This window comes from Methanosarcina baltica (genome assembly GCF_055394095.1).
Window position 1 is genome coordinate 1304485 of sequence record NZ_AP042463.1, and the last position, 22573, is coordinate 1327057.

Annotated in this window: 20 protein-coding genes and 3 pseudogenes; 19 read left to right on the top strand and 4 right to left on the bottom strand. The window is 44.9% G+C overall.

All coding sequences use genetic code 11. The annotated features are described in order from the left end of the window. The 3 genes and pseudogenes from ACZ5QV_RS05645 to ACZ5QV_RS05655 form a co-directional block, all read right to left on the bottom strand. Positions 1-273: pseudogene (locus ACZ5QV_RS05645) on the bottom strand (IS1634 family transposase); the annotation flags it as partial. Between the two features lie 54 nt (positions 274-327). Then, positions 328-549: a zinc ribbon domain-containing protein gene (locus tag ACZ5QV_RS05650; protein WP_464601610.1), complete on the bottom strand. Its 222-nt coding sequence runs from the start codon at positions 547-549 to the stop codon at positions 328-330. Then, complete coding sequence (locus ACZ5QV_RS05655) at positions 507-656, bottom strand: zinc ribbon domain-containing protein (protein WP_464601611.1); 150 nt, start codon at positions 654-656, stop codon at positions 507-509. Before ACZ5QV_RS05655 ends, ACZ5QV_RS05650 begins: the two co-directional genes overlap by 43 nt. Before the next feature lie 483 nt (positions 657-1139). On the opposite strand from ACZ5QV_RS05655, the gene ACZ5QV_RS05660 reads away from it, so the two are divergent. The 10 genes and pseudogenes from ACZ5QV_RS05660 (at position 1140) to ACZ5QV_RS05705 (ending at position 11770) form a co-directional block, all read left to right on the top strand. Beyond that, entirely contained in the window at positions 1140-1427 is a 288-nt protein-coding gene (locus tag ACZ5QV_RS05660; protein ID WP_464601612.1) for a hypothetical protein, read from the top strand. A gap of 250 nt (positions 1428-1677) precedes the next feature. Then, positions 1678-2595, top strand: coding sequence for a hypothetical protein (locus ACZ5QV_RS05665; RefSeq protein WP_464601613.1), 918 nt, complete (start codon positions 1678-1680; stop codon positions 2593-2595). A 278-nt stretch (positions 2596-2873) separates the two neighbouring features. Further along, complete coding sequence (locus ACZ5QV_RS05670) at positions 2874-4262, top strand: TIGR04279 domain-containing protein (protein ID WP_464601614.1); 1389 nt, start codon at positions 2874-2876, stop codon at positions 4260-4262. Between the two features lie 701 nt (positions 4263-4963). Next, positions 4964-6184 (top strand): RNA-guided endonuclease IscB, encoded by a 1221-nt coding sequence (gene iscB, locus ACZ5QV_RS05675; RefSeq protein WP_464601615.1) that lies wholly within the window; start codon positions 4964-4966, stop codon positions 6182-6184. A gap of 184 nt (positions 6185-6368) precedes the next feature. Beyond that, the gene (locus ACZ5QV_RS05680) at positions 6369-6857 is read left to right on the top strand and encodes a helix-turn-helix domain-containing protein (RefSeq protein ID WP_464600751.1); all 489 of its coding nucleotides are present in this window, start codon (positions 6369-6371) and stop codon (positions 6855-6857) included. A gap of 23 nt (positions 6858-6880) precedes the next feature. Continuing rightward, positions 6881-7405 (top strand): IS630 family transposase, encoded by a 525-nt coding sequence (locus tag ACZ5QV_RS05685; RefSeq protein ID WP_464602039.1) that lies wholly within the window; start codon positions 6881-6883, stop codon positions 7403-7405. 56 nt (positions 7406-7461) lie between these two features. Beyond that, on the top strand, positions 7462-8418 hold the full coding sequence (gene rfbB / locus ACZ5QV_RS05690) for a dTDP-glucose 4,6-dehydratase (protein WP_464601616.1): 957 nt from the start codon (positions 7462-7464) through the stop codon (positions 8416-8418). Between the two features lie 17 nt (positions 8419-8435). Further along, positions 8436-9254: pseudogene (gene rfbD / locus ACZ5QV_RS05695) on the top strand (dTDP-4-dehydrorhamnose reductase). 300 nt (positions 9255-9554) lie between these two features. Continuing rightward, positions 9555-10775 (top strand): RNA-guided endonuclease IscB, encoded by a 1221-nt coding sequence (iscB, locus tag ACZ5QV_RS05700; RefSeq protein WP_464601617.1) that lies wholly within the window; start codon positions 9555-9557, stop codon positions 10773-10775. A gap of 248 nt (positions 10776-11023) precedes the next feature. Beyond that, positions 11024-11770: a lysostaphin resistance A-like protein gene (locus ACZ5QV_RS05705; protein WP_464601618.1), complete on the top strand. Its 747-nt coding sequence runs from the start codon at positions 11024-11026 to the stop codon at positions 11768-11770. Positions 11771-11787: 17 nt separating this feature from the next. Here ACZ5QV_RS05705 and ACZ5QV_RS05710 read toward each other — a convergent pair whose 3' ends face one another. Then, the gene (locus ACZ5QV_RS05710) at positions 11788-12693 is read right to left on the bottom strand and encodes an NAD-dependent epimerase/dehydratase family protein (RefSeq protein WP_464601619.1); all 906 of its coding nucleotides are present in this window, start codon (positions 12691-12693) and stop codon (positions 11788-11790) included. Between the two features lie 174 nt (positions 12694-12867). On the opposite strand from ACZ5QV_RS05710, the gene ACZ5QV_RS05715 reads away from it, so the two are divergent. The 9 genes and pseudogenes from ACZ5QV_RS05715 to ACZ5QV_RS05755 all read left to right on the top strand — a co-directional run bounded on the left by ACZ5QV_RS05715 (position 12868) and on the right by ACZ5QV_RS05755 (position 22530). After that, the gene (locus tag ACZ5QV_RS05715; RefSeq protein WP_464601620.1) at positions 12868-13074 is read left to right on the top strand and encodes a hypothetical protein; all 207 of its coding nucleotides are present in this window, start codon (positions 12868-12870) and stop codon (positions 13072-13074) included. 634 nt (positions 13075-13708) lie between these two features. Further along, positions 13709-14992 carry a UDP-glucose dehydrogenase family protein gene (locus ACZ5QV_RS05720; protein WP_464601621.1) on the top strand — a complete coding sequence of 428 codons (1284 nt, stop codon included), beginning with the start codon at positions 13709-13711 and terminating at the stop codon, positions 14990-14992. Positions 14993-15396: 404 nt separating this feature from the next. Continuing rightward, positions 15397-16086, top strand: coding sequence for an archaellin/type IV pilin N-terminal domain-containing protein (locus tag ACZ5QV_RS05725; RefSeq protein ID WP_464601622.1), 690 nt, complete (start codon positions 15397-15399; stop codon positions 16084-16086). Positions 16087-16617: 531 nt separating this feature from the next. After that, entirely contained in the window at positions 16618-17184 is a 567-nt protein-coding gene (locus tag ACZ5QV_RS05730; protein ID WP_464601623.1) for an FmdE family protein, read from the top strand. 12 nt (positions 17185-17196) lie between these two features. Beyond that, positions 17197-18240 (top strand): annotated as a pseudogene (locus ACZ5QV_RS05735) (4Fe-4S binding protein); the annotation flags it as partial. A 2-nt stretch (positions 18241-18242) separates the two neighbouring features. After that, complete coding sequence (locus tag ACZ5QV_RS05740) at positions 18243-19997, top strand: formylmethanofuran dehydrogenase subunit A (RefSeq protein WP_464601624.1); 1755 nt, start codon at positions 18243-18245, stop codon at positions 19995-19997. Between the two features lie 4 nt (positions 19998-20001). Continuing rightward, on the top strand, positions 20002-20811 hold the full coding sequence (locus ACZ5QV_RS05745) for a formylmethanofuran dehydrogenase subunit C (protein ID WP_464601625.1): 810 nt from the start codon (positions 20002-20004) through the stop codon (positions 20809-20811). 10 nt (positions 20812-20821) lie between these two features. Continuing rightward, complete coding sequence (locus ACZ5QV_RS05750; protein WP_464601626.1) at positions 20822-21211, top strand: molybdopterin dinucleotide binding domain-containing protein; 390 nt, start codon at positions 20822-20824, stop codon at positions 21209-21211. A 2-nt stretch (positions 21212-21213) separates the two neighbouring features. Continuing rightward, entirely contained in the window at positions 21214-22530 is a 1317-nt protein-coding gene (locus ACZ5QV_RS05755) for a formylmethanofuran dehydrogenase subunit B (RefSeq protein WP_464601627.1), read from the top strand. The last annotated feature ends 43 nt before the right edge of the window (positions 22531-22573 follow it).

Sequence of the window (22573 nt, forward strand, 5' to 3'; positions counted from 1 at the left end):
TATATTTTTGATCTTTTCAAGTTCCAAAAGTAAACTTTCTACTGTATAGTCCTTGACAATCTCTTTCTCTCTCATTGTGTTCAATAGCCTCATTCTCATTATGAGCCCGATGAAACAAACGAATAAGAATCCTTTTGTAGTCGAATCTTTTTTTGTATTAAGTGGAAGTGATTGGATGTCATTCTTCATCGTTTTGAATCATTTTTCAACAACATCCCTTTCTCTGTATATGGTAAGACATTCCATCCAATCAAAGTTTCGCACTCCTGAATATACACAATTTTATATAATTATATACACATAGGTAAGAAAGTACCACTTTCTCGTTTAATTTATTAGCACATTAATTCGGGATTTATTAAATCTCCAATATGCTATATACAAAGGCTTTTCTAAATTACCTTCATAGTCCGTGCAAGACAAAGGTAGTTCTTTTTTAGCTATATTTATGGCACTGTTGATATCTCTTGATAACATTGTACCACATGATTTGCATGTGAATGTTCTTATATCTGGAGATTTTTTTCCAGATCCCCACAAATACAACATTCTTTAGTTGTATGGTATTCATCGACTTTTATAAATAATTTACCACATTTTTCAGCGACCCACTTAATAACATTTATCAAAGTTCCGATATGGGTGTTATTTAACATTTCTTCTCATGTTTTTAAATGGTGCTACGTCAATGGATGGTGTATAATCACCAATTAAAATTTTATCATAATGCTTACAAAGATAATTTGCTATCGTGAACATGGCCAACTTAATCTGTTCTCGTCGCCTATGTTCGGCTCTTTTTAAAGCATTATTAGGACTTACGCAGTTGAACAAAAAGCCAGTGGCATGAAGCACCAAACTGTCTAAAGCACAATATTCATGACAAGCTCTTATGTGCTTGTTTTTACATCTCAAGTGCGTAACTCATAAACATTATCAGTACCCAAAAAAACCCCCAATAAAAAAATAAACACCTTCAACAAATTTAAGATTTAGCATTCTAGAATATACACTCAAAAGGGCAAGAAAAGGATAAGAAAAAAATAAAAGGGATTCAAGATTGCAGAAAACCACATGGATTTTAAAAAAGACCTGCAATATTGAATACAAGCACTGCACAGAAGCACACTACCAGCGGAATGATTCCCATATTTAAAGAACTGTCCAGAGCTTTTCCCCAAAACTTAGATCCTGAAAAGATCTCCTTGAATGAATACAGGGAAACCAATGCGATTACAACTATGGACCCATATTCAGCAAGACCTGGTGCAGCCATCATAGAAAGTGCACTCGAAGATATCGCACTGGACGAAATTATACTAGTTAACCTGCTAACCCCCCCTAGCAAGAATATTTTTCGTTTTTTATGTAAAAATACGCATAATAATATAAATAGATACCCAATAGAACTAATCGATAAAAAATGAGACGGATCTCAAAAAAGTAAGTAACCCAAAACAAACCCTTATTCAAAAAGCACAAAAATCATTCAGGAAGAGAAAATCCTCTTTAAGAATATTGCATAAGCAAAATCAAATAAAAGATGAGAAGCATAAAATCCAGTGGTTTAAATAATTAATTGAATTTTTAAATCATTGTATAGCAGTATAAAACCGGAAAACGGGGAGAAGAGGAAAAAGGCCTGAAATAAAACACTGGGCCTTAGGGGGAATTCCTTTGAAACTCATTATATTCACAGCCGGCAGGCAGGAGACTGTAAAAACACTAATATTTCTGCTCTTCATGTCCTTGCTGATAGCCCAGACGACTGCCCCTGCAGCCGCTGAAGTAACGGAATGGAAAATATCACCTGAAAATCCGATCGTTGGAGATACGATAATAATAAGGGGAGACGCAGACCCTGACGAAAAAACCAACATCCTGGTTTCCTTTGAAAATGAAGTTGGGGTTTCAGAGGGGAGCTACGAGTATCCGTTAAATGACGTAATAATTCCGGATGGATTTGATAATCGCTTTACAGTAGAGGCCAGGGGAGCGGAAGACCTGAAAGTAAGGGTAAAGATGCTCATCTGGATAACCATGAGTTCGGAAGCAAATGGGGGGACTGCTACCGTGTCTCAGTCCAGGGTACCTCCCGGCAAGTATCCGATAAGGATCGACGGAAAGGCAAAAGGATCAAGTGTGGACCTGAAAATTACAGCCTTTCAGAGGATAGAAGCTGATTCGGAAGGGAAACTAAGCTATAGATATAACACGAAGTCCATCCCCGCCGGCAAGTTCGAGATAAACCTGGGCGGGGTCACAAAAGAAATCACCTTAAAAGATACCCTTGTTTCTGTAGAATCCGTCACTGTAGAGGAAGAAACAAAGGAATTGATCACTCCACCGGTAGATCAGATTTCGACTCCAACTGCTCTCGATGAAAGCACTCCTGCAGAAAATGGATCAAACAAAGATGAAAACATCTTCAAAGATAAAATGAACCAGGAAACCCTCCCAGTGAATGTGGGCGCAAGCACCGTGGAAGCAGAAAGGAAAGAAGACAAAAAAGAAAACGTATATTATACGATAGGGGGAATTGCCGCAGGTTTGATTGTTCTCTTTTCATATTCAAGGATCAAAAAAACAGGATAAATATGAGGTAGATATAAAGAATTCACAACAGATTTCATTTTTTCAAGATTGTTTTCCCATAGGCACCCGGATCAGAAAATAACTTAGTGAAGGAATTATAATTAAATAAATATATATTGTAAAAGATTATATACCGCAAAAACCGACTATTAGACATATAATAAAGGAAGGGGGCAGTTAAAATTCCATAGGGGGTATGGAAGAAAAAAATCCGGGATACCTGGGAAATTCACATTCATGGGGGGTATTAATTGAAGAAAAGATCAGGGATATTGTTAATGATACTCTTGTTCCTGTTGTCCACAATCTCCTTACAATCAACAGCTTGCGCAGATGGAGATAATTACATCGCAACTGTAGAGAAAAATGGAGATTCAATTTATTTTGCAGACCACAGCGAGAGTGCAGAAGAGGGAAATTGGATATTTCTTGAGGGGGGCAAGGCGATCAGGCTTCCGGAGCCTTTCAGCTTCACTTATAATGGGGTAAATAAGGTGGAATCTTCGGGAGCAAGCCTTGAATTAAATGTTGAGAACTACACGGACTACTCACTGACGTATCCATACGCCACCCACTCGTTTTATACAATAAATGAGAACGTGGTAATGGACTTCAATGGGTCAAGTGCCTTCAAGGATCAGGAAGTCAAGATTTACCTTGTTGATATGGAAAGTATGGGCCTGAGTTCAATCTACGACGTTTTCAAGCTCATCAAAGGAGAAAATCAGGAAAGCTTTAAGGACATTTTTAACGACACCGTCGATTCATACGCACAGGTGGAAACTCTGGCTCTGGACGAAAACGGGGACATGTCCTCATCATTGGATCTCGGCACCCAGCCTGCGGGAATCCATGGGCTCTTCATCCTGCTCAACGACACCAGTGGGGAGAATAAGATAATTTCCATGACCTGCTTTGAGGTTTTGGAATATGACCTGGGAATCAAAGCCAGCGAGACCCTTGAGGAAGGCAATAACCTCGATATAAACCTGGGCCTTGAGGGTGCGGATGACGGGACTTTCACCTACGGGGCCGTGCTTATAAAGGAAAGCGCTTACTATGCAGAAATGGAGCTCAACTCCGACGGAACCCGGGCCGGAACGGATGTGATAATGAACGGAATTGATATAATTGAAGAATTTGAGATCAATTCTTCTAATTATAAGTCCAAACTTGGCAAAGACGAACTCCAGACCGAGATCCAGACCCTGATAGGAGAAGGCAACGGTACAATAACCGTAGGAGAAGAAAACCAATATAATCTCTCTCTGACCACCTTCGATCTGTCCGCAGATGACTACCTGCTCTTTGCTGGGGTCTACGAAAAAGGAAAAGGTCTTGTGGGTATAGATCAGAAAGAGCTGACGATTGAAACTGCAGGGGTTTCAGACCAAAGTTCAACTTCGAGTTTGAGCAGTGACTCCAGCCCATCAAATTCCAATAAATTAAAAATAATCTCGAAGAATGATGATGGCGCAGTTGAAGGTAAAGTCACCATGACAGCTCCGTCTTCTCAGAAAGAAGAATATGAAGTGTCCTATTCCGAAGCAAAAGGAATCGCCAACGATGTCCCGAAAGAAGGAATACCTAAAGAAATAATGGGTTTCGTTGTAGGTTTTGCAGCAATCCTCTTTGTCGGAATGACTACACTTAAGAAACTAAAGTGAAAAAAAAAAGGAAAAGCGGAAATGCTTTTAAGATCTCCGCTTTTCCGGTTTATAATTTAAGCGTAAACGAAATCTTCACTGACTTTATTTCTGCCTCCGTCCAGATGATTATGATTTCAGATGACTCTGGTTTGAGACTACTTTTTTAAACAGACCAAGATGCTCTATGAGAACCAAAGGTAACCTGATGCTGGTAAAAACATTTTAAAATGTCTTAGAGATTTTTATTTATATACAATATTTATAAACACTGTTTCCAAAGTCATATATTTTTCTTATGCCCTATCAAAATAACAAATACTACTTGGGAATGGCTTGGTGTTGAACTGTCCGCCGAAAGTCAATAACCCCTCCCTGCCTCCTCACGGAGTCATGTTAAACCGTAGGTTTAACAGGAGTTTCTAATCTTCGATTAGAAACATCGAGGAAGGGGCTTGCTTGTAAAAGCAAGTCCCGATTGACCAGATCACTGAATAGGAGTTTAATATAGTCAGTAGCCGATAGGAAAGAATATTATAGTTACCCTGGAATGCCGTCTCAGTTCCAGGCTCTAAGGGTTTAAGTTAAACAGTTCTGAGAGGTAGGAACAGTGCTTGCATCATACAAAACCTTTCCATATCAGATCGAGAGGAAGACGAATTCCGAACTTGACTCCACAAGTTCAGATACGCATAACCCTATTTAATTGGGAGTAATTACAAATGTTTGTATATGTACTGAACAAGAACGGAAACCCGCTTATGCCAACAAATCCCGCGAAAGCCAGGATTTTGTTAAAAACTAACAGGGCAAAAGTGATGAAAACCACTCCGTTCACAATCAAATTACTTTACGATAGTAAAGAATATACTCAGCCGATTATTGCAGGAATGGACACGGGATCAAAACATATTGGTTGTGCTGCTGTTTCCAATAATCAGGTAGTGTACCAGTCTGAAATTGAGATCAGAGATGACATCTCTAAAAAGATGAAAACTCGATCCAGTTATAGACGTACACGAAGAAGTAGAAAAACAAGATATCGACCAGCAAGATTCAACAACCGTCATAACTCCAAAAAATCTGGTAGAATAGCTCCGTCAATCCGCAGCAAGATCGAATCTCATCGAAGAGAAGAACACGTCGTTGAGTCCATTTTACCGATAACAAAATGGGTAGTCGAACTTGCATCATTTGATATTCACAAAATAACCAATCCTAATGTATCTGGAGCTGAATATCAAAATGGTCCAATGAAAAACCTGTATAACGCAAAAGCATACGTCCTGAACAGAGACGGATATACATGTCAGCATTGTAAAGGCAAATCAAAAGACCGTAAACTAGATTGTCATCATATTATATTCAGATCGAATCGTGGTACAGATACTCCTGATAATCTTATCACATTGTGTCGTACCTGCCACGACGAGTTACATGCAGGTAAATTTGAAATTACAGGATCTCCCTCCAAAACAAAACACGCGATTGAAATCGGGATTATTAAATCTCAACTTAAAAAGTCATCATGGGAATTCGACGAAACATTTGGATACGAGTCAAAATTCAAACGAGAACAAATACTAAAACTGCCGAAAACTCATTATAACGATGCCATTGCAATATGTTGTACTGACAATCAACATGTTCAACTGGATGATACGGTATATTTCAAAAGACATGTTAGTGCGGGAGATTACCAGCAAACCAAAGGCAAACGATCCGAAAAATCAATAACAACTGGTAAAATATTCGGAATTAGAAAATTCGACAAGATAAGAACTAAAAAAGGAGACGGATTCGTAAAGGGTCGAATGTCCAAAGGATACGGAGTATTGTGTGACATCAACTGGAACACGACAATTACAAGTGTCACCATCAAAAAGAACTGTATCCGACTAACTGCAAGATCGACAACACTTATTCAAATAATTAAAATTTAAACCAATTTGTCGCATTCATTTCCCATCTGCCCGCCTACGGCGGTCGTGTTAAACCGCAGGTTTAACAGGAGTTTCTAATCTTCGATTAGAAACATCGAGGAAGGAGTCTTCTACGACACGAGATAAATATACTCGTTCAGGATTATAAATCCGAATTATATGTAATGAATTCATATATACATCAATGAAAAAAGGACAACGACTTTACAGGATAAAACTCACCCCCGAAGAGAGGCAACAGTTACTGGAGTTAGAAAAAACAACAGCTAACAAGAAACCTTACAAAAGAATTTTGGCAATTAAAATGCTTGATGAAAACAAGAAAAACAAAGAAGTTGCCGAAAGTTTGTCTATTTGTATTGATACAATTACTGATTGGGTAGAGATTTATCGAAAAGATGGTATTGAAGGTTTAGTTAATTTTCAATATAAGGGAAGGCCTTCGAAGTTAAGCGCCGAGCAAATCTCAAAAATTAAAGAAGAGGTTAATAAAGGATCATTTGCTGTTGCAGCGGATATACAGCATTACATTGCGGAAAATTTTGGAGTGGAGTATAGTGTAAAATATATCTCAGAATTGGCAAAAAAAATAGGATTATCTTACAAAAAAACGAAATCAATTCCTGGGAAAGCACCATCAATAAACACTCAAAAAAAACGATACATGAAATAACAAATCTTCTTGAAAGCGATTCTATTGTATTGTTCTTTGATCCATGCCATATGATACATAATCTTGTACCTGCAAGAATGTGGCAACTAAGAGGAAGAAAAAGAACCATTAAGATGAAAACAAATACGGGAAGACGAAGAATTAGTATTCTTGGTGCTCTCGATATTCTGGATTTATCAGTAATATCAACAATTACAGAAGAAAATTGCAATTCGGAAAGAGTAGTGGAGTTTTTTGCAAAAATAAGAGACATTTATCCAGACAAAAAAATAGTCATAATATTGGATAATGCACGCTATAACCATGCAAAATTCACAACCAAGTATGCCGAATGGTACAATATTGAACTATATTTCTTGCCTCCATATTCACCGAATTTAAATATTATTGAAAGGTTGTGGCGGTTTACCAAAAAGGAATTGGTAAACAATAAATATTATGAAAATTTTGAGAAGTTTTCAGGTAAAGTTAAAAGTTTCTTTGAAAACATTAATCAATATGAATCTGAATTGAAACAATTATTGACACTAAAATTCGAAATAATATAACTGAGTGAGTATACAATGTAACTTCTTATAAACCGGGGAACAGAGGGGGATAATATTTGAGACTATTGGTAACCGGTGGTTGTGGATTCATAGGCAGTAATTTTATCCATCATATACTGAAAAAATATCCAGACTACCGGATAGTTAACCTCGATAAACTGACCTATGCCGGAAATCCGGAAAACCTTAGAAGCATCAGGGATAATCCGAATTACACTTTCATAAAAGGAGATATTTGCGATCCGGCAGTTGTCAAAAAGGCTATGAAAAATGCGGATTGTGTCGTCCACTTCGCAGCCGAAAGCCATGTAGACCGTTCAATAGAGGACGGCTCGATTTTTGTCAGGACGAACATGCTTGGCACAAATACACTTCTTCAGGCTGCACTTGAAAACGGAATCCGGAAGTTTGTACATATTTCCACCGATGAAGTTTATGGGAATAGGAGGGAAGGTTCATTTGTAGAAACGGATATCCTTTCCCCTTCAAGCCCCTATTCCTCAAGCAAAGCAGGTTCGGACCTCCTGGCCCTCTCATTTTACAGAACATACGGCCTGCCGGTGATAATTACCCGGTGTACGAATAACTTCGGGCCGTACCAGTACCCTGAAAAGCTTATTCCTTTTTTCACAAGTCTCCTCCTTGAGGATCAAAAAATCCCGGTGTACGGCACAGGTCAAAACATCAGAGACTGGATTGATGTCAAAGACCACTGCTCGGCAGTGGACTTAGTGCTCCATAAAGGAGAAGATGGAGAAATCTACAACATCGGGGGTGGAAATGAGCTTACAAATATCGACATAACCCATCGCCTGCTGAAATTACTTGAAAAAGATGAATCCCTGATAGAGTACGTGGAGGACAGAAAAGGCCATGATTTCAGATACTCCCTTGATTGCAGTAAGCTGGGGAAAATGGGATGGACCCCGGAATACAGTTTCGATGAAGCCCTTGAAAACACGGTCAAATGGTATGTTGAAAACAGATGGTGGTGGGAACCATTAAGACGCTGATCCTTGGTGCCGGCGGGATGCTGGGCCAGGATCTGGGCAGGGCTTTTCCCGAAGCGGTCAGGCTGACCCAAAAAGACCAGGAGCTCACAGACCGGACCAGGCTGATAGCAAGCCTCGTAAAAATAAAACCGGATGTTGTAATCAACAACGCAGTCTACACTGATGTGGAAGCCTGCGAGGATAAGAGGGATCTGGCCTTCCGGATCAATGGGCACGGCCCGGGGCACCTTGCAGAAGCCTGCGCCGGAACAGGAGCCACACTGGTGCATTTCAGCACGGACTATGTATTTGAAGGTTCTAAAAAAGAGTCTGTTGAATCCGATTTCCCGAATCCTATTAATGCATACGGGTAGTCAAAACTGCTCGGAGAAACAATAATCGCTGAGAACATGAGCGATTACAGGATAATAAGAACATCATGGCTTTTCGGGATTGGCGGAAATAATTTTGTTGAAACCATGTTGAAATTATCCGAAAAAATGGATGTGGTAAAGGTTGTAAACGACCAGTTTGGAAAACCCACCTGCGCTTTGGACCTTGCTAATAAAACAAGGGAAATCATAGGATTGCGGCTTGGAATTTACCACATCACAAACGAAGGGGCGTGTCCCTGGTATGAGTTTGCTTCTTCTATCATAGAAAATACATTTCCCTGTACCAGTGAAGAATTTCCAAAAAAAGCAAAAAGTCCGGAATATTTGGCTCTCCTGAACACAAAAACGAACCCTATGAGACACTGGAAACAAGCACTTAAAGATTACCTTCTGGAAAGAAAAAACGTGGGTGAGGTCTCCAGAATTCCAAAAAAGGAGACACCGTCAACTACCCCTCCCTAAAACCTTCGCCTTCAGGCTAAGATTTTAGAGTAAGGGGCTTGTTTCGGTAAGTCCCTGGTTGACCAGATCGCCAGTAAAGAGCTTTGTAATACTGGCAGCCGATACGAAAGAATATTATAGTTACCCTGGAATGCCGCCTCAGTTTCAGGCTCTAAGGATGCTGGTTAAACAGTCCTGAGAGGTAGGGACAGTGCTTGCATCATACAAACCTTTCAGTATCAGATCGAGAGGAAGCCGGATTTGGTGGGTTGACTCCACAGCCCCCAATACGCATAACTCCAAAAAATGGAGGTGAACTCTATGTTAGTTTACGTAAAAAACCAGAACGGAAAACCACTAATGCCCTGTAAACCTTCAAAAGCCAGAAAGCTTTTGAGGGAAGGTAAGGCAAAGGTTTTGAGAACTACACCATTTACGATTAAAATGCTTTTTGGAAGTAGTGGGTACACTCAGCCCGTGATAGCAGGCATAGACTCAGGCTCTAAAGTTGTTGGCTGTGCTGCTATTGCTAACGGAAAAGTACTCTATCAATCAGAAATTCAGTTAAGACAGGATATTTCTAAAAAGATGGATCAACGGAGGATGTACCGAAGAAACCGGAGAGGCCGGAAAACAAGGTACAGGCCCACAAGGTTCAATAATAGGGCAGCTTCGAGGAAAGAAGGAAGGCTAGCCCCTTCAATAAGAAGTAAGCTGGAATCTCACATCAGAGAAAAGAACTTTGTGGAATCCATCTTACCGGTTACGAAGTGGAAGGTCGAAACGGCTTCCTTTGACATTCACAAAATAACGAATCCGGAAGTTTCAGGTATTGAGTATCAGGAAGGTCTACTGAAGGATTTCTACAACGCCAGGGCTTTCGTACTGGACCGGGACGGGTACACATGCCAGCACTGTAAAGGTAAATCAAAGGATAAGCATTTGCAGTGTCACCACATCATTTTCAGGTCTGATGGAGGGCCCGATAATCCAGAGAACCTTATTACTTTATGCCGAACCTGCCACCAGGCCCTCCATGCCGGAGAGTTTGAGTTAAAGAAAAAGCAATCAAAAACAAAACATGCAACCGACATGGGAATTATCAAAAGCCAGCTTAAAAAATCAAGTTGGAACTTTGAAGAAACTTTTGGATATGAGACAAAGTTCAAAAGAGAGCAGTTTTTAAAGCTCCCTAAAACTCACTATAATGATGCTGTTGCCATCTGCTGCGAGGACGGACAAACGGTAAAGCTGGATAATACGGTTTACCATAAAAAACACGTTTCTGCCGGGGACTTCCAACAGACAAAAGGTGCTAGATCAGAAAAGAAGATTCCAACCGGTAAAATATATGGAATTAGAAAATTTGACCGTGTAAAAACAGTTAAAGGGGAAGGGTTTGTGAAGGGAAAAAGAGCCACAGGCTTCTTTTCCATTCAAGATATATTTGGCAATGTAATTTCAAACAGTGTCAATGTAAAGAAAAACTGTATTCGCCTCTGTGCGAGAACTACAACTTTAATCCAGGAGGTGAATGTTTGAACGCATTCCTCCCCCACCTGCCAGTTCCGCCAAAGCCGGAACTGTCGAGGAAGGGGTCTCCTGCTGAGGTAAGATGAATATTCAGGAGGGGGAAACACATGGAAAATCCTGAAATAAATAATCATAACCTTCAAACGCTAGAAGGCCAGGAAAAGAAAAATTTGGGGAACTCCCGGATAACTACCCTGGAAAAAAGGGGCTTCACCGGTGCAAGTAAATTAAAAATTTATTTGACCAGCATAAAGGGATTGATTGGAATACCAGTCATAGGCATTGCCTTTGCTGAATTGCTGATCTATTTCGGAAAAATAAAAGAAGCGATTTTCCTGCACGCAATCATACTTATAGTCCTTTCCCTCTCCGCCACGGTCATGAAAGACGAGCAGGTACAGAAAAGTTACCAGGCCCTGCTCCTGCTGCCCATCCTTCGCCTGGTCAACCTCTCAATGCCTGTCTTTTTTGACCTGGCTCTTTACTCCTTTGTATTCATCTACGCCCCCCTGGCAATCCCGGTAGCGATTGCTGCTAAGCATCAGAAAATGACCCGTGAAGAGATAGGCCTGATCTTCGACAAAAAACTGTGGCTCTATATGTCTCTTGCAATCCCACTGGGTTTCCTGCTGGGATTTGGGGAATACTCAACCATCCAGACAGGCTACCTGATCCCGGATCTCTCCCCCCTGAATCTTTTGAAACTCACAGTCGTGATGCTCTTCTTCGTGGGTTTGATTGAAGAAATAGTTTTCAGGGCGATGTTGCAAACAAGACTTGTAGAAGTCTTTGGCACATTGACAGGAATCTTTGTTGCAAGCCTCCTTTTCGGGTTCATGCACTCTGGTTATGGCACTCCATACGAAATGTTTTACACTTTTTTCGTGGGGCTTATCATAGGCATCATCTTCTATAAAACACGAAGTTTACCTTTTATTATAGTACTACACGGATTAGTAAACGTGTTTCTTTTCGGAGTCATACCTCATATGGGCCTGTCCTGAATCTGCCTGATTTAAGTTCACTTTTGGACCAGCAAATCCAGCAACCCTTCCTTCAATTCAATTTTCCCTTTCCACCAGCCGGAGATTTTCGAGACATCCGCCCTTGAGTCCCGGACATCTCCTGCCCTGGGCTCTGCATACACGATCTCGGAAGAAGAGCCTGTGGCTTCAAGAACCGTCTCCGCAAGTTCCCGGACAGTCAAGCTTTTTCCCATCGCAACATTAAAAAAGTCCCCGTCCCCATGCTCAAGGGCCGCTACATTTGCCTGGACCACATCGCGGACGTGCACAAAGTCCCGGGTCTGCCCCCCATCTCCATAGATCAAAAGATCTTTTCCAGCCTTTGCCCGCTCGCAAAAGATTGGAATTACGGCGGCATAGGGAGATTTTGGGTCCTGCCTGGCCCCATAGACGTTGAAGTAGCGCAGGCAGGTGGTCCGAAGTCCATGCTCCTCATAAAACATGCGGGCCAGGTACTCGGTGTCCAGTTTGGAAATCGCATAGGGGGAAGCAGGTTCTGGGTACATGCTCTCACGTTTTGGAAGTTCCGGGTTGTTTCCGTAAATGGCTGCTGAAGATGCGGTTACGAATTTCTCAACCCCCGCTGCAACACAGGCCTGCAACACATTCAGAGTCCCGAGGGTGTTTATCCTGAAAGCCTCGGCAGGTTTTTCGCAGCTTAAGGGCACGGACACAAGGGCAGCCTCATGAAAGACATAGTCAATGCCCAGAACCGCTTTTGAAACTGTTTTCTCATCGCAGATATCTCCTTCCAGGAACTCGATGTTTTTGTGGAGGGGTACGTTTTTCAGGTAACCTGTTTCAAAGTTATCCAGGATCCGGACCTGATGTCCTTCATTTACAAAATATTCTGCAAGATGGGACCCAATGAACCCGGCCCCTCCGGTAATCAGCACATTCATGCTTTGAGAAAAGAGCAGAGAGGGACATATAATTTTCCATAGTATCAGAAAGGTTGCAGGAAAAGGATGAAAAAAAATAGAAAGGGGTTCCACTCATAAAAATAATGTCATAGAATTTCTGAAATCTTTAATACAACGATTGCAGAAAACGCGAGCAAAAGAGGGATAACTCCCATGTTCAAAGAATTGTTGAGAGTCCTACTCCACAGAGTTGACACTGAAAGAACTTCTTTGGAGGAAAGAAGCAAGATCAACGCTATTGTAGCAATAACTCCAAATTCAGGACTTGAAAAAGCCATACCAGTTAGCCTAATAACTCCCCCTCAGATGTGTACTGTCCGCACAAATTTCCAATTTGTGAGATTTTGTAAAGGAGAATAAAATATTATATTAAAATTATATTAATTGGGGGGAATTACAGTTTCTTATATAACATTCTGAGATGTATTCCAACCCTGGTCAATTGTCCTGACCTGCAAATCACAGGACGCTCTTAATCTGAGCTAATGTCAACGACCCCACGCTAAAGAAGCTGTCCGACAATTCAATTTCAAGGCAAAAACAGGTGAAAAAAAGGTATATAAAGCCTTTAAATCAAAAAAGAAGACGTTATGACATTACTACCAGCAATTATTAGACAGTTTATAAAGCATTGGGGCTTTCTGCTGCGTTCCTGTAATCCCCAGCCTGAAGGATCAACTCTTAAATAATTAAACGAATTTTTTCGTGGAATGCCTCCATTAGTGACCCAGAAAACCACAACCCCTATTTTGAACTATCAGGCGAGAATAAGAGGGGAAAGGGATCTCTGTCCTCGACAGCCAAAGGTCGGCAGATCGGAATAGTTGACGACGGGGAAACATCTAAATACTATTTTTTAAAGTTGAGTGTAGGCACCATTCCAAAAAAAGGCAATAGAAGCCTCCCGGATAACAATCAATTAATTGCAGGTTCTCAAAAAGAGAAGCAAGCCTCAAAAACAAAGAGACCATACGTTCTTTACAGAGGGATAAAAATGAAAGTTTCAGTCATCGGTTCAGGTTATGTGGGTCTGGTTACGGCAACTTGTTTTGCCGACATAGGGCATGAAGTTGCCTGTGTGGACATCGACGAAAAAAAAGTAGAACTTATCAATGCGGGTGTTCCCCCGATCTACGAAGAGGGGCTTGAAGAACTGTTACGGAAATATGCAGGAAAAAAAATCCTTGCGACAACAGATTATGATTACGCAGTCCAGAATTCAGAAATTTCCTTTATCTGTGTGGGGACCCCGTCCGATGATGCCGGAAACATCAATCTCGCAATCGTAAAGGCCGCGGCCAGAAGCATAGGTCAGGCCCTAGCAAAAAAAGCGGGCTACCATGTGGTGGTCGTAAAGAGCACGGTTGTCCCGGAGACCACAGAAAAGGTTGTGCTCCCTATCCTTGAAGAAGCCTCAGGAAAAAAAGCGGGCCAGGACTTTGGGGTTGCCATGAACCCGGAATTCCTCCGGGAAGGAAAAGCCATCGAAGACTTCATGAACCCGGACAAGATCGTTGTGGGCGCCACTGACGAAAAGGCTGGAGAAGTCGTATCCGAACTCTACAGGCCCCTGGACTGTGAAATTACCCTCACAAACCCGAGGACCGCGGAGATGATCAAATACACAAACAACTCCTTCCTGGCGACCAAGATCTCCTTTGCAAACGAAATCGGAAACATCTGTAAGAAACTGGACATTGACACCCACGAGGTCATGCAGGCCATAGGAAAGGACTTCAGGATCTCCCCGGCCTTTCTGAATTCCGGGGCAGGTTTCGGGGGCTCATGTTTTCCCAAGGACGTAAAAGCCCTCATCGGCAAGGCAAAAGAAATCGGATACAAACCAACCCTCCTGGAATCCGTAATTTCAGTAAACGAGACCCAGCCCCTCATGATGACCGAGCTCCTCCGGAAAAAAATCGGAGATATCGAGGGGAAGAAAATCACAGTCCTCGGCCTGGCCTTCAAAAATGATACCGACGACATCCGGGAATCCAGGGCAATTCCAGTCATTGCCGAACTCCTCCGCCTCGGGGCAGAGGTTGCGGCTTACGACCCCCTGGCAGCCGAAAACATGAAAAAGGTCTTTCCTGCAATCGGCTACCACGAAAAAGCAAAAGCAGCTCTTGAAGGAGCCGAGGCCTGTCTGGTAATGACCGAGTGGGACGAGTTCAAAGAACTGGACTCCGAGTTTGAAGGGATGAAGGAAAAGGTTGTAATTGACGGCCGGCGGGTTATCAAAGCCAGAAATATCGATTACGAAGGCCTTTGCTGGTGAACGCCCCTAGCAAATTTCCTTTTTTTGATTGGGGCCGGGGAAAAGGAGCCTCACCAGTCAATAGATCGTAAATACTATCAAAAGTCTGCCACGAAATTGTTTCTTGCGGCTTTTGTTGTCCTCTTCTTCGGTATCCTCCCGGTCTTTATATATTATTTCCAGAGCCAAAGAGAACTCAGAAAGTCCAGGGAGATTTTTGAACTCGAAAAAGGATCTGTAGAGGGCCAGAAAAAGCAAAAGAAATCAAATTGCGTGCTCTGAATCTGCCCCAATATATTTCAATTTTCTTTTAAAGATGTTTCCGGTTTTAAAAATTATGTTTTTATGAAATAAGCAGCTATTCTGTTTTAATTCTTTTACATCAATCCTAACTTATTTATGAAATCATAATAAATTATTTTCTTATGGGGGCAGAAAAGCCAGGGTATTTAAAATCCAGAATTTCACTAAAAGCTTCTACGAAGGCTTTAAGTCCTTTGATTGGGACTATTTTTCTTTTACTGATAGTTGTGGTCTTTGCGGCCGCTGTAGCTGCGGGAGCTTTTGGCGTTTGTGGGTCTTTAGTGGCCGGAAACCTGGAGCCTATCGGGGCCTGTATAGAAATCGAGCTTGTGGAAGGGGGGTTTACCAATTTTGGGCACAATGACGAAAGAGCCAGATTCGATGAAAACCAGATAATCTTGGTGCATGGGGGAGGCACTTCCCTTTCATTTGAATCCACTTCTATCAAAATTAATGGTTATGGTAATTCGTATAGTGGCAACGTGAGTGAAGGGGATCAGGCCATAAAAGGAAACACGTTTGTCACCTACGCCGATCTGACTCCAACCGGGAAAAACGAAATCTATTGGAATAGTAATCAGCAGATGTTAGAGGACGGAGTCTGGACTGCTGGAGAACGTCTGGTTCTTAATGGAGAAAACAGTCCTGAAGGTGATGCATATACAAGCGTGCACGTAAAGGTTAACGAAACTGAGGACACCTCGGATAATTATGCTTTTAAGGCAGGCTCTGAAATTACTATAACTCTTGTTGACAGGGACAGGCGGGTTATGCTTGCCAAAGAAAAAGCCATTGTGGATATTGTACCCTGAGATCAACTCTTCCATTTTCCTGTCTGCCCCATCCTCTTTTTTTTTGATGTTTATTTACCAACGATAATTTTATAAAAGATCTCATTATACTATTCAAAAAGCAAAATCCATACCATGCGATATGTTTAACTGAACATAACAAAAATATTAACTACTAATAAGGTCTGGAAGTGTTCTGGCCTGTCCCCCCGATTCAGATGTATTTCCGCTTAAAGGAAAGGGCCTGCTTAAAAGTTTCTGCCGGATCAGGTCCCTGTTTCCAGCGTTTTGGGGAATTCCTTTCCCTTAAATAAAATGTCTTTCGGCTTCCTCCAGAAGATTTATCTTTGCTGGATGGGATATTTTCGAATGTTATGTTCAGGTTAACATAATTCAGTTGAAGAAATATATGTTCCGTTTTCCTGTCTGTCGGGTTGAAGCATACTGTATTTCTTTCGGATATGTTTAAGTAAACATATCGAGGGGGCCTGAAAAATACGAAAATCGGAATGAAAAGTTCATAATTTAATTTAAGAGTTTAAGAGGTATCGGATGGAATCAATTATTAAACAGATTGAGGACCCTGAACTGCTTTCCCAGATCGAGAGGCTTGTTCCTTTCCACGGCTATCTGAGCTCCGGGGCCTTCATAGGGCTTCAGATGTTCAACATTGCCAGAAAAGTGCTTGATGTCCGGGAAGGAGAGCGGATTTACGTGACCAGTGAGACTCGAAACTGTGTCCCTGACCCCTTCCAAATTCTTGGAGGGGCGACTGCGGGAAACAACCGGCTGAAAATCAAAGAACTTGGCAAGATGGCTGTCACCGTGAACAAGCGGGGGGCCGAGGATGAATCCGTTAAGGGAGTCCGCATCATTCTCGACGCTGAGAAAACAAAAGCGTATCCGAAACTGCATGCCTGGTACCTGAATACCGCAAAACTCCCTCACACGGAAGTCCTGCCCGAACTGCTGGCCGCAGGAGAATACGTCTACTCCTGGAAAATGGTCGAACTCGAGGTCCCGGTCAGGGCAAAAAAGCGCATTCAGCGCTGTGAAAAATGCGGTGAGATGTTCATTCGCTATAATAATGAGCTGCTGTGCGGCACATGTACAGAATAATGTAGAGAGGAATATAATATGCAAAAAGAACCGCAAGAGGCTGTCTTTTCCGAAAAGAAAGACAAGCAACTTGTTTACCTGCCTGAAAAATGCATCGGCTGCGGGACCTGCGTGCAGGCCTGCCCGAAAGGGGTCCTTTCAGTCGGAGCCGTGGGCGCTATTGCCCGGGGCTTGCTTGACGAGGCATTCCTGGAAATAAAAGGAGAGGAATGCCTGGTCTGCGGGATCTGCGCAAAAGTTTGTCCCACCGGAGCCCTTGAACTGAGACAGGAAGGAAAGTCCCTGAAGGACGATTCCTACATATCAGGAGCCTTAAAAGCGACAACCGTCTCGGAAGAAAACTGTGTTCACTGCGGACTCTGTGAGGAAATCTGTCCCCAGAACTGCATCACCGTGACTCGGGAACCTGCCGAAGACGGAAGCCTGAAACTGGTCGGCAAGACCGTTGTAGACACCGAAAATTGTGTCCACTGCGGCTGGTGCGCGGCCGTCTGTCCTGTGGATGCAATCAGCGTTGAAAAACCCTTTGAAGGCCGCTGGGAGTTTAAGGAAGACGTCTGCCAGACCTGTCATACCTGTATTGAGGTCTGTCCTGCAGGAGCTCTCTTCAACAAAGACTGGGAAGCCGGGGAAAGAGTGGCTAAAATCTCCCACAGGCCCGAGGCCTGTATCTACTGTGGGGCCTGTGCCGTAGCCTGTCCGGTGAACGCAATTGATGTCCGAAAGACCGCAATCCTGCCGGAAATGCAGAAGAAAGGCCCACTTGAGAAAAAGCTGATTGAGGTCCCTGCCCCCGAGGCTGCCCTCCGTACCAGACTGGAAACCAACGAGGCCGCCTGTCTGGGCTGTGGAAACTGCGTGATTGTCTGTCCCGTAAACGCGGCAGAAGACGCTGAACTTGCCGCAGGGCATCTGAATAACCTGGAAAACAAAGCCATCCTTGAAGTGAGAAACGGCAGGATCGGAGTCGTTGACCAGGCCCTCTGCGGCGGAGACGGGACCTGTGCCCTTATCTGTCCCGTGGATGCTATCCGGCTTGTGAAAAGGGAGGAGTAAAAATGGCAGGAACAATTGTAATCAAGAATGGACACGTCTTTGATCCCCTCAACGAGCTTAAGGGGGACGTCATGGATGTCTTCATCAGGGACGGTAAAGTCGTTAGGGAACTCTCCCCTGCCGATATGAAAGACGCGAAAGTAATCGACGCCAAAGGCAAGACCGTCATGCCCGGAGGGGTTGACTCTCACTCCCACGTTGCAGGTGCCAAGGTCAACGCTGGCCGGCAGATGAGACCTGAGGACCACTACAAGACCAATCGCCTAAAGACCGATATCACCCACTCGGGCTCAGGTTACACAGTCCCTTCCGTTTATAAGCAGGGCTACGACTACGCGACCATGGGCTATACCACGGTTTTCGAGGCAGCAGTCCCGCCTCTTGAGGCCCGCCACACCCACGAAGAGATGCGTGCAACTCCCCTGCTCGACATGGGCAGCTACCTTGTTCTGGGAAATAACTGGTTCCTCATGCGCTACCTCAAAGAAGGGGACTTTGAGAGGGCCGCGGCTTACGTTGCCTGGATGATGAAGACCCATAAGACCTACGGGATAAAATGTGTCAACCCGGCCGGAGTCGAGAACTGGGGCTGGGGCGAGAACATTAACAACCTGGACCAGGCCAACATTCACTTCGAAATGTCCCCCCGGGAAATGATCAAAGGCCTGGCTGAGGTCAACGAAATGCTTGGAATGCCCATGCCTCTGCACCTGCACGCAAACAACCTGGGCCACCCCGGCTGCTGTGAAATCACCAAGGAATCCCTGAAAATCCCGGCCTCGGTCAAGCCCAAACAGAAAATGGGCGTTGAATGGGCCGAGACAAAAATTGACCCTGCCAGGGATCGCTCAGTTTACCTCACTCATCTTATGTTCAACAGTTTCGCGGGTACAAGCTGGAGGGACTGCGAGTCCGGGGTAAAGGACATCGCCTCCTACATCAACAGCAAAGACCACGTGGTAATCGACAGTGGCTGTACCCCCTTTGGAGAAGCCACGGTCATGACCGGAGACGGGCCCGCAATCCACGACCTTTATACTCTTACCGGAAACAAATGGTCAAACGCCGATATTGAACTCGAATGCGGGTCCGGGGTGATTCCCTTTACCTACCTCAAGTCCAACCCCGTGCACAGTATGCAGTGGGCCATGGGTCTGGAAACTCTCCTCCTCATCAAGGACCCCTGGAAAACCATCATGACCACGGACAGCCCGAACGGCGGCCCCTTCACGAAGTATCCGGAAGTCATGACCTGGATCATGTCCGAAGCCTACAGGAAACAGACCTTCGGCGAATGCCACAAATGGGCCAACGACCGCACCGAACTCGGCGGCGTAAACCGGGAACTCTCCCTATATGACCTCGCAATCCTTACCAGGGCTAACCCTGCCAAGACCATAGGCATGGCCCACCGCAAAGGCTCCCTCGGAATCGGCGCGGACGGAGATGTTACTGTCTATGACCTGGACCCACAGACCCTTAACGCGAACAACTCTGAGGATCTCCTCCGGGCTTTCAGGCAGGCAGCCTACACCGTCAAGGGCGGAGAAATCGTTGCAAAGAGCGGAGAAATCGTGTCCGTGCCCGAAAAGCGCACCTACTACTCCGATGTGCATGTGGAAGACGAGCGGGAAAAGGAAATGCTGGCCGATGTACAGAAGTGGTTCAGGTACTACACGATAGGGTTCGCAAACTACCCGACCCCTTTAAAGTACCTCGAAAACCCGACTCCCATTCAGATAAACCAGGAGAGCTGAAGCCATGGAAGAGCTAATACTCACTCTTAAAAAAGAAATCGATATCAAAATTGAGGCAGACGTAATCACCCCCGACAACTTTGCCGGGAAAACTGTCGAAGAAATCAAAAACCTGTCTGTCTGGCAGGGCCCGAACTCTGTTCCCCTCTCCGAATTTTTCGAGGTCGAAGGGAAAACCGGAACGACTGCGGAAGAGACCCTAATCCGCATAATAGGCGAAGCCTACAGGGTAAAGCAGATCGGAGCCGAAATGAGCGCGGGCCGGATCGAGATTGAAGGTTCGGTCGGAATGCGCGTCGGAGCCGGCATGAAAGGCGGCGAGCTCGTGGTTTTCGGAGACGCGGATTCCTGGGCAGGTATGGAAATGGAAGGCGGACTCCTTCACATCAAAGGAAACGCAGAGGACCATGTGGGCTGTGCTTACCGTGGTTCCTGGCATGGCATGAAAGGCGGCCGCATCGTAATCGATGGCTCAGCCAGGCACCAGCTCGGAGGCGGCCTGGACGGCGGGGAAATCCTTGTAGGAGGCAGTGTCCAGCACTTCTGTGGGATCCACCAGAACGGCGGGCTTATCGCTGTAAAAGGCGGAGCCTACCGTGGCGTTGGTGTCGAAATGAAAGGTGGAACTATCGTTATCTGCGGCAAAATCGAGCGTTTTTCTCCGGGTTTTGAGTCCACGGGAATGGAATCAGGGCTCAGTTTCGGGGAACTCGAATACGAAGGCGAGTTCAAGAAGTTCACCGGGGACTACGCAATCAGCAAGCGGGCAAAAGGCGTGCTCTACGTGGGCGCTTCTGCAAACCCGGAACTCTGAGGTGAGAGGTATGGAAGTAATATTCATTACAGGAAGTACGATTGAAGAGGGCAGGCTTGCCAAAGGCGGAGATAAGCTTACTGACGAGTACCAGGTCGAATGCGCAGTCTGCTGGCTCTCTCCCGCTGATTTCGAGACGCTCGGCTCGCCCGAGAAGGTGAGGGTTACAAGCAGGGACAAAAAGCATTCGGTTGCTGTCCGGACAAAGTGCACGGACTCGGTCGAGCCCGGCCACGTCTTCATGCCGAGGGCCATCTGGTCAAACGTCGTCGTGGACCCAGATACCTTTTCCACGGGCTCCCCTCTCTACAAGGGAGCCCCCGTGGACGTTGAACCGACGGATGCTGAGGTGCTGAGCGCCAGGGATGTTGTTTTGAAAGTGTATGCCGGAGGGCAATAAAAATGTTGTATAAAAACATTGTCTGTCCGGTCTGTGGGGCCGCCTGCGACGATATCCAGGTCGAGCTCGGGGACGGGACAATAGAAGTTAAAAATGCATGTAGAATGGGCAGTGCCAAGTTCAAGGAGGTTGTAAGTACCCACAGAATCAGGCAGCCCTTAATGAAAGCCGAAGGCGAAAAGGAACTCAGTCCCGCCGACTGGGACGCGGCCCTTGAAAAGGCAGCCGATATTCTCTGCTCGGCCAAACGCCCCCTGCTCTTCATGGGCAGCGAGACCTCCTGTGAAGCTCATGAAGTAGGGCTCCATATCGGGGAATACCTGGGTGGAGTCGTGGACTCAAACGCCACGATCTGCCACGGTCCAACCGCCATGGGAATCCAGGAAGCAGGAAAAGTCGGAGCAACGGAAGGCCAGAAGAAAAACAGGGCCGACCTTTTGATTTACTGGGGCACAAACCCTCTTGAGTCCATGCCCCGCCAGATGTCGAGATACGCAGCTTTTCCGAGAGGTTACTGGACCAAAAAGGGCCGCTTTGATCGGAAGATCATAACCATCGATCCGAGAAAGACCCCGACCACAGAAGCCTCCGACCTGCACATCCAGCTCAAGCCCGGCTCGGACTACGAACTGGCAAGCGCTCTCCTGACCCTTCTGCACGGAAAAGAGCCCCACCCCTCAGTCGAGGAGATTACCGGGATTTCCATCTCCGTCATGAAGGAAATGCTTGAAATGATGAAGAGCTGCAAGTTCGGAGCCATTTCCGTGGGTCTTGGCCTTTCCTCTTCCATCGGAAAACACCGAAACGCCGAGATTGCCATGAAGCTTGTCCAGGAGCTGAACGACTTCACGAAGTTCACCCTCGGAGCCCTCAGAGGCCACTGCAACGTCGCAGGTTTCAACCAGGTTGCCTCCTTCCTCTACGGCTACCCCTTCGGGCTTGACTTCACCCGGGGCTACCCCCGCTACAATCCCGGAGAATTCACTACTGTGGACCTCCTCAGGGAAAGAGACGTGGACGCCGCCCTCGTGATGTGTGCCGACCTGGTCTGCCACATCCCGGCCGACTGTGCCTCTTACCTGGCCAACCTCCCTCTGGTCTGCCTAGACATCGCCCCCTGCCCGACAACCGTGGCCTCGGACGTCGTCCTCCCCGGAGTCATCGACGCCATGGAATGCGACGGGACCTTCTACAGGCTCGACGACGTGGCCGTCCACTTTGAGCCCTTCACGGACTCCCCTTTCACGTTCACGAAGAGCAACGAGGACACCCTCAAACAGCTCTTTGCGAAAATTAAAGCAAGAAAAGGAAAAAAGTAAGTAGATAAGTAAGCTGTTTGCTCCATCGCTGCCAATGAAGGAG

Coding starts and splice junctions, on each gene's coding strand:
- ACZ5QV_RS05680 (WP_464600751.1), top strand. CDS start 6,369: ATGAAAAAAGGACAACGACTTTACAGGATAAAACTCACCCCCGAAGAG.
- ACZ5QV_RS05755 (WP_464601627.1), top strand. CDS start 21,214: ATGTTGTATAAAAACATTGTCTGTCCGGTCTGTGGGGCCGCCTGCGAC.
- iscB (WP_464601615.1), top strand. CDS start 4,964: ATGTTTGTATATGTACTGAACAAGAACGGAAACCCGCTTATGCCAACA.
- ACZ5QV_RS05660 (WP_464601612.1), top strand. CDS start 1,140: ATGATTCCCATATTTAAAGAACTGTCCAGAGCTTTTCCCCAAAACTTA.
- ACZ5QV_RS05655 (WP_464601611.1), bottom strand. CDS start 656: ATGTTAAATAACACCCATATCGGAACTTTGATAAATGTTATTAAGTGG.
- ACZ5QV_RS05650 (WP_464601610.1), bottom strand. CDS start 549: ATGTTGTATTTGTGGGGATCTGGAAAAAAATCTCCAGATATAAGAACA.
- ACZ5QV_RS05745 (WP_464601625.1), top strand. CDS start 20,002: ATGGAAGAGCTAATACTCACTCTTAAAAAAGAAATCGATATCAAAATT.
- ACZ5QV_RS05750 (WP_464601626.1), top strand. CDS start 20,822: ATGGAAGTAATATTCATTACAGGAAGTACGATTGAAGAGGGCAGGCTT.
- ACZ5QV_RS05710 (WP_464601619.1), bottom strand. CDS start 12,693: ATGAATGTGCTGATTACCGGAGGGGCCGGGTTCATTGGGTCCCATCTT.
- iscB (WP_464601617.1), top strand. CDS start 9,555: ATGTTAGTTTACGTAAAAAACCAGAACGGAAAACCACTAATGCCCTGT.
- ACZ5QV_RS05730 (WP_464601623.1), top strand. CDS start 16,618: ATGGAATCAATTATTAAACAGATTGAGGACCCTGAACTGCTTTCCCAG.
- ACZ5QV_RS05725 (WP_464601622.1), top strand. CDS start 15,397: ATGGGGGCAGAAAAGCCAGGGTATTTAAAATCCAGAATTTCACTAAAA.
- ACZ5QV_RS05720 (WP_464601621.1), top strand. CDS start 13,709: ATGAAAGTTTCAGTCATCGGTTCAGGTTATGTGGGTCTGGTTACGGCA.
- ACZ5QV_RS05715 (WP_464601620.1), top strand. CDS start 12,868: ATGTTCAAAGAATTGTTGAGAGTCCTACTCCACAGAGTTGACACTGAA.
- ACZ5QV_RS05740 (WP_464601624.1), top strand. CDS start 18,243: ATGGCAGGAACAATTGTAATCAAGAATGGACACGTCTTTGATCCCCTC.
- ACZ5QV_RS05670 (WP_464601614.1), top strand. CDS start 2,874: ATGATACTCTTGTTCCTGTTGTCCACAATCTCCTTACAATCAACAGCT.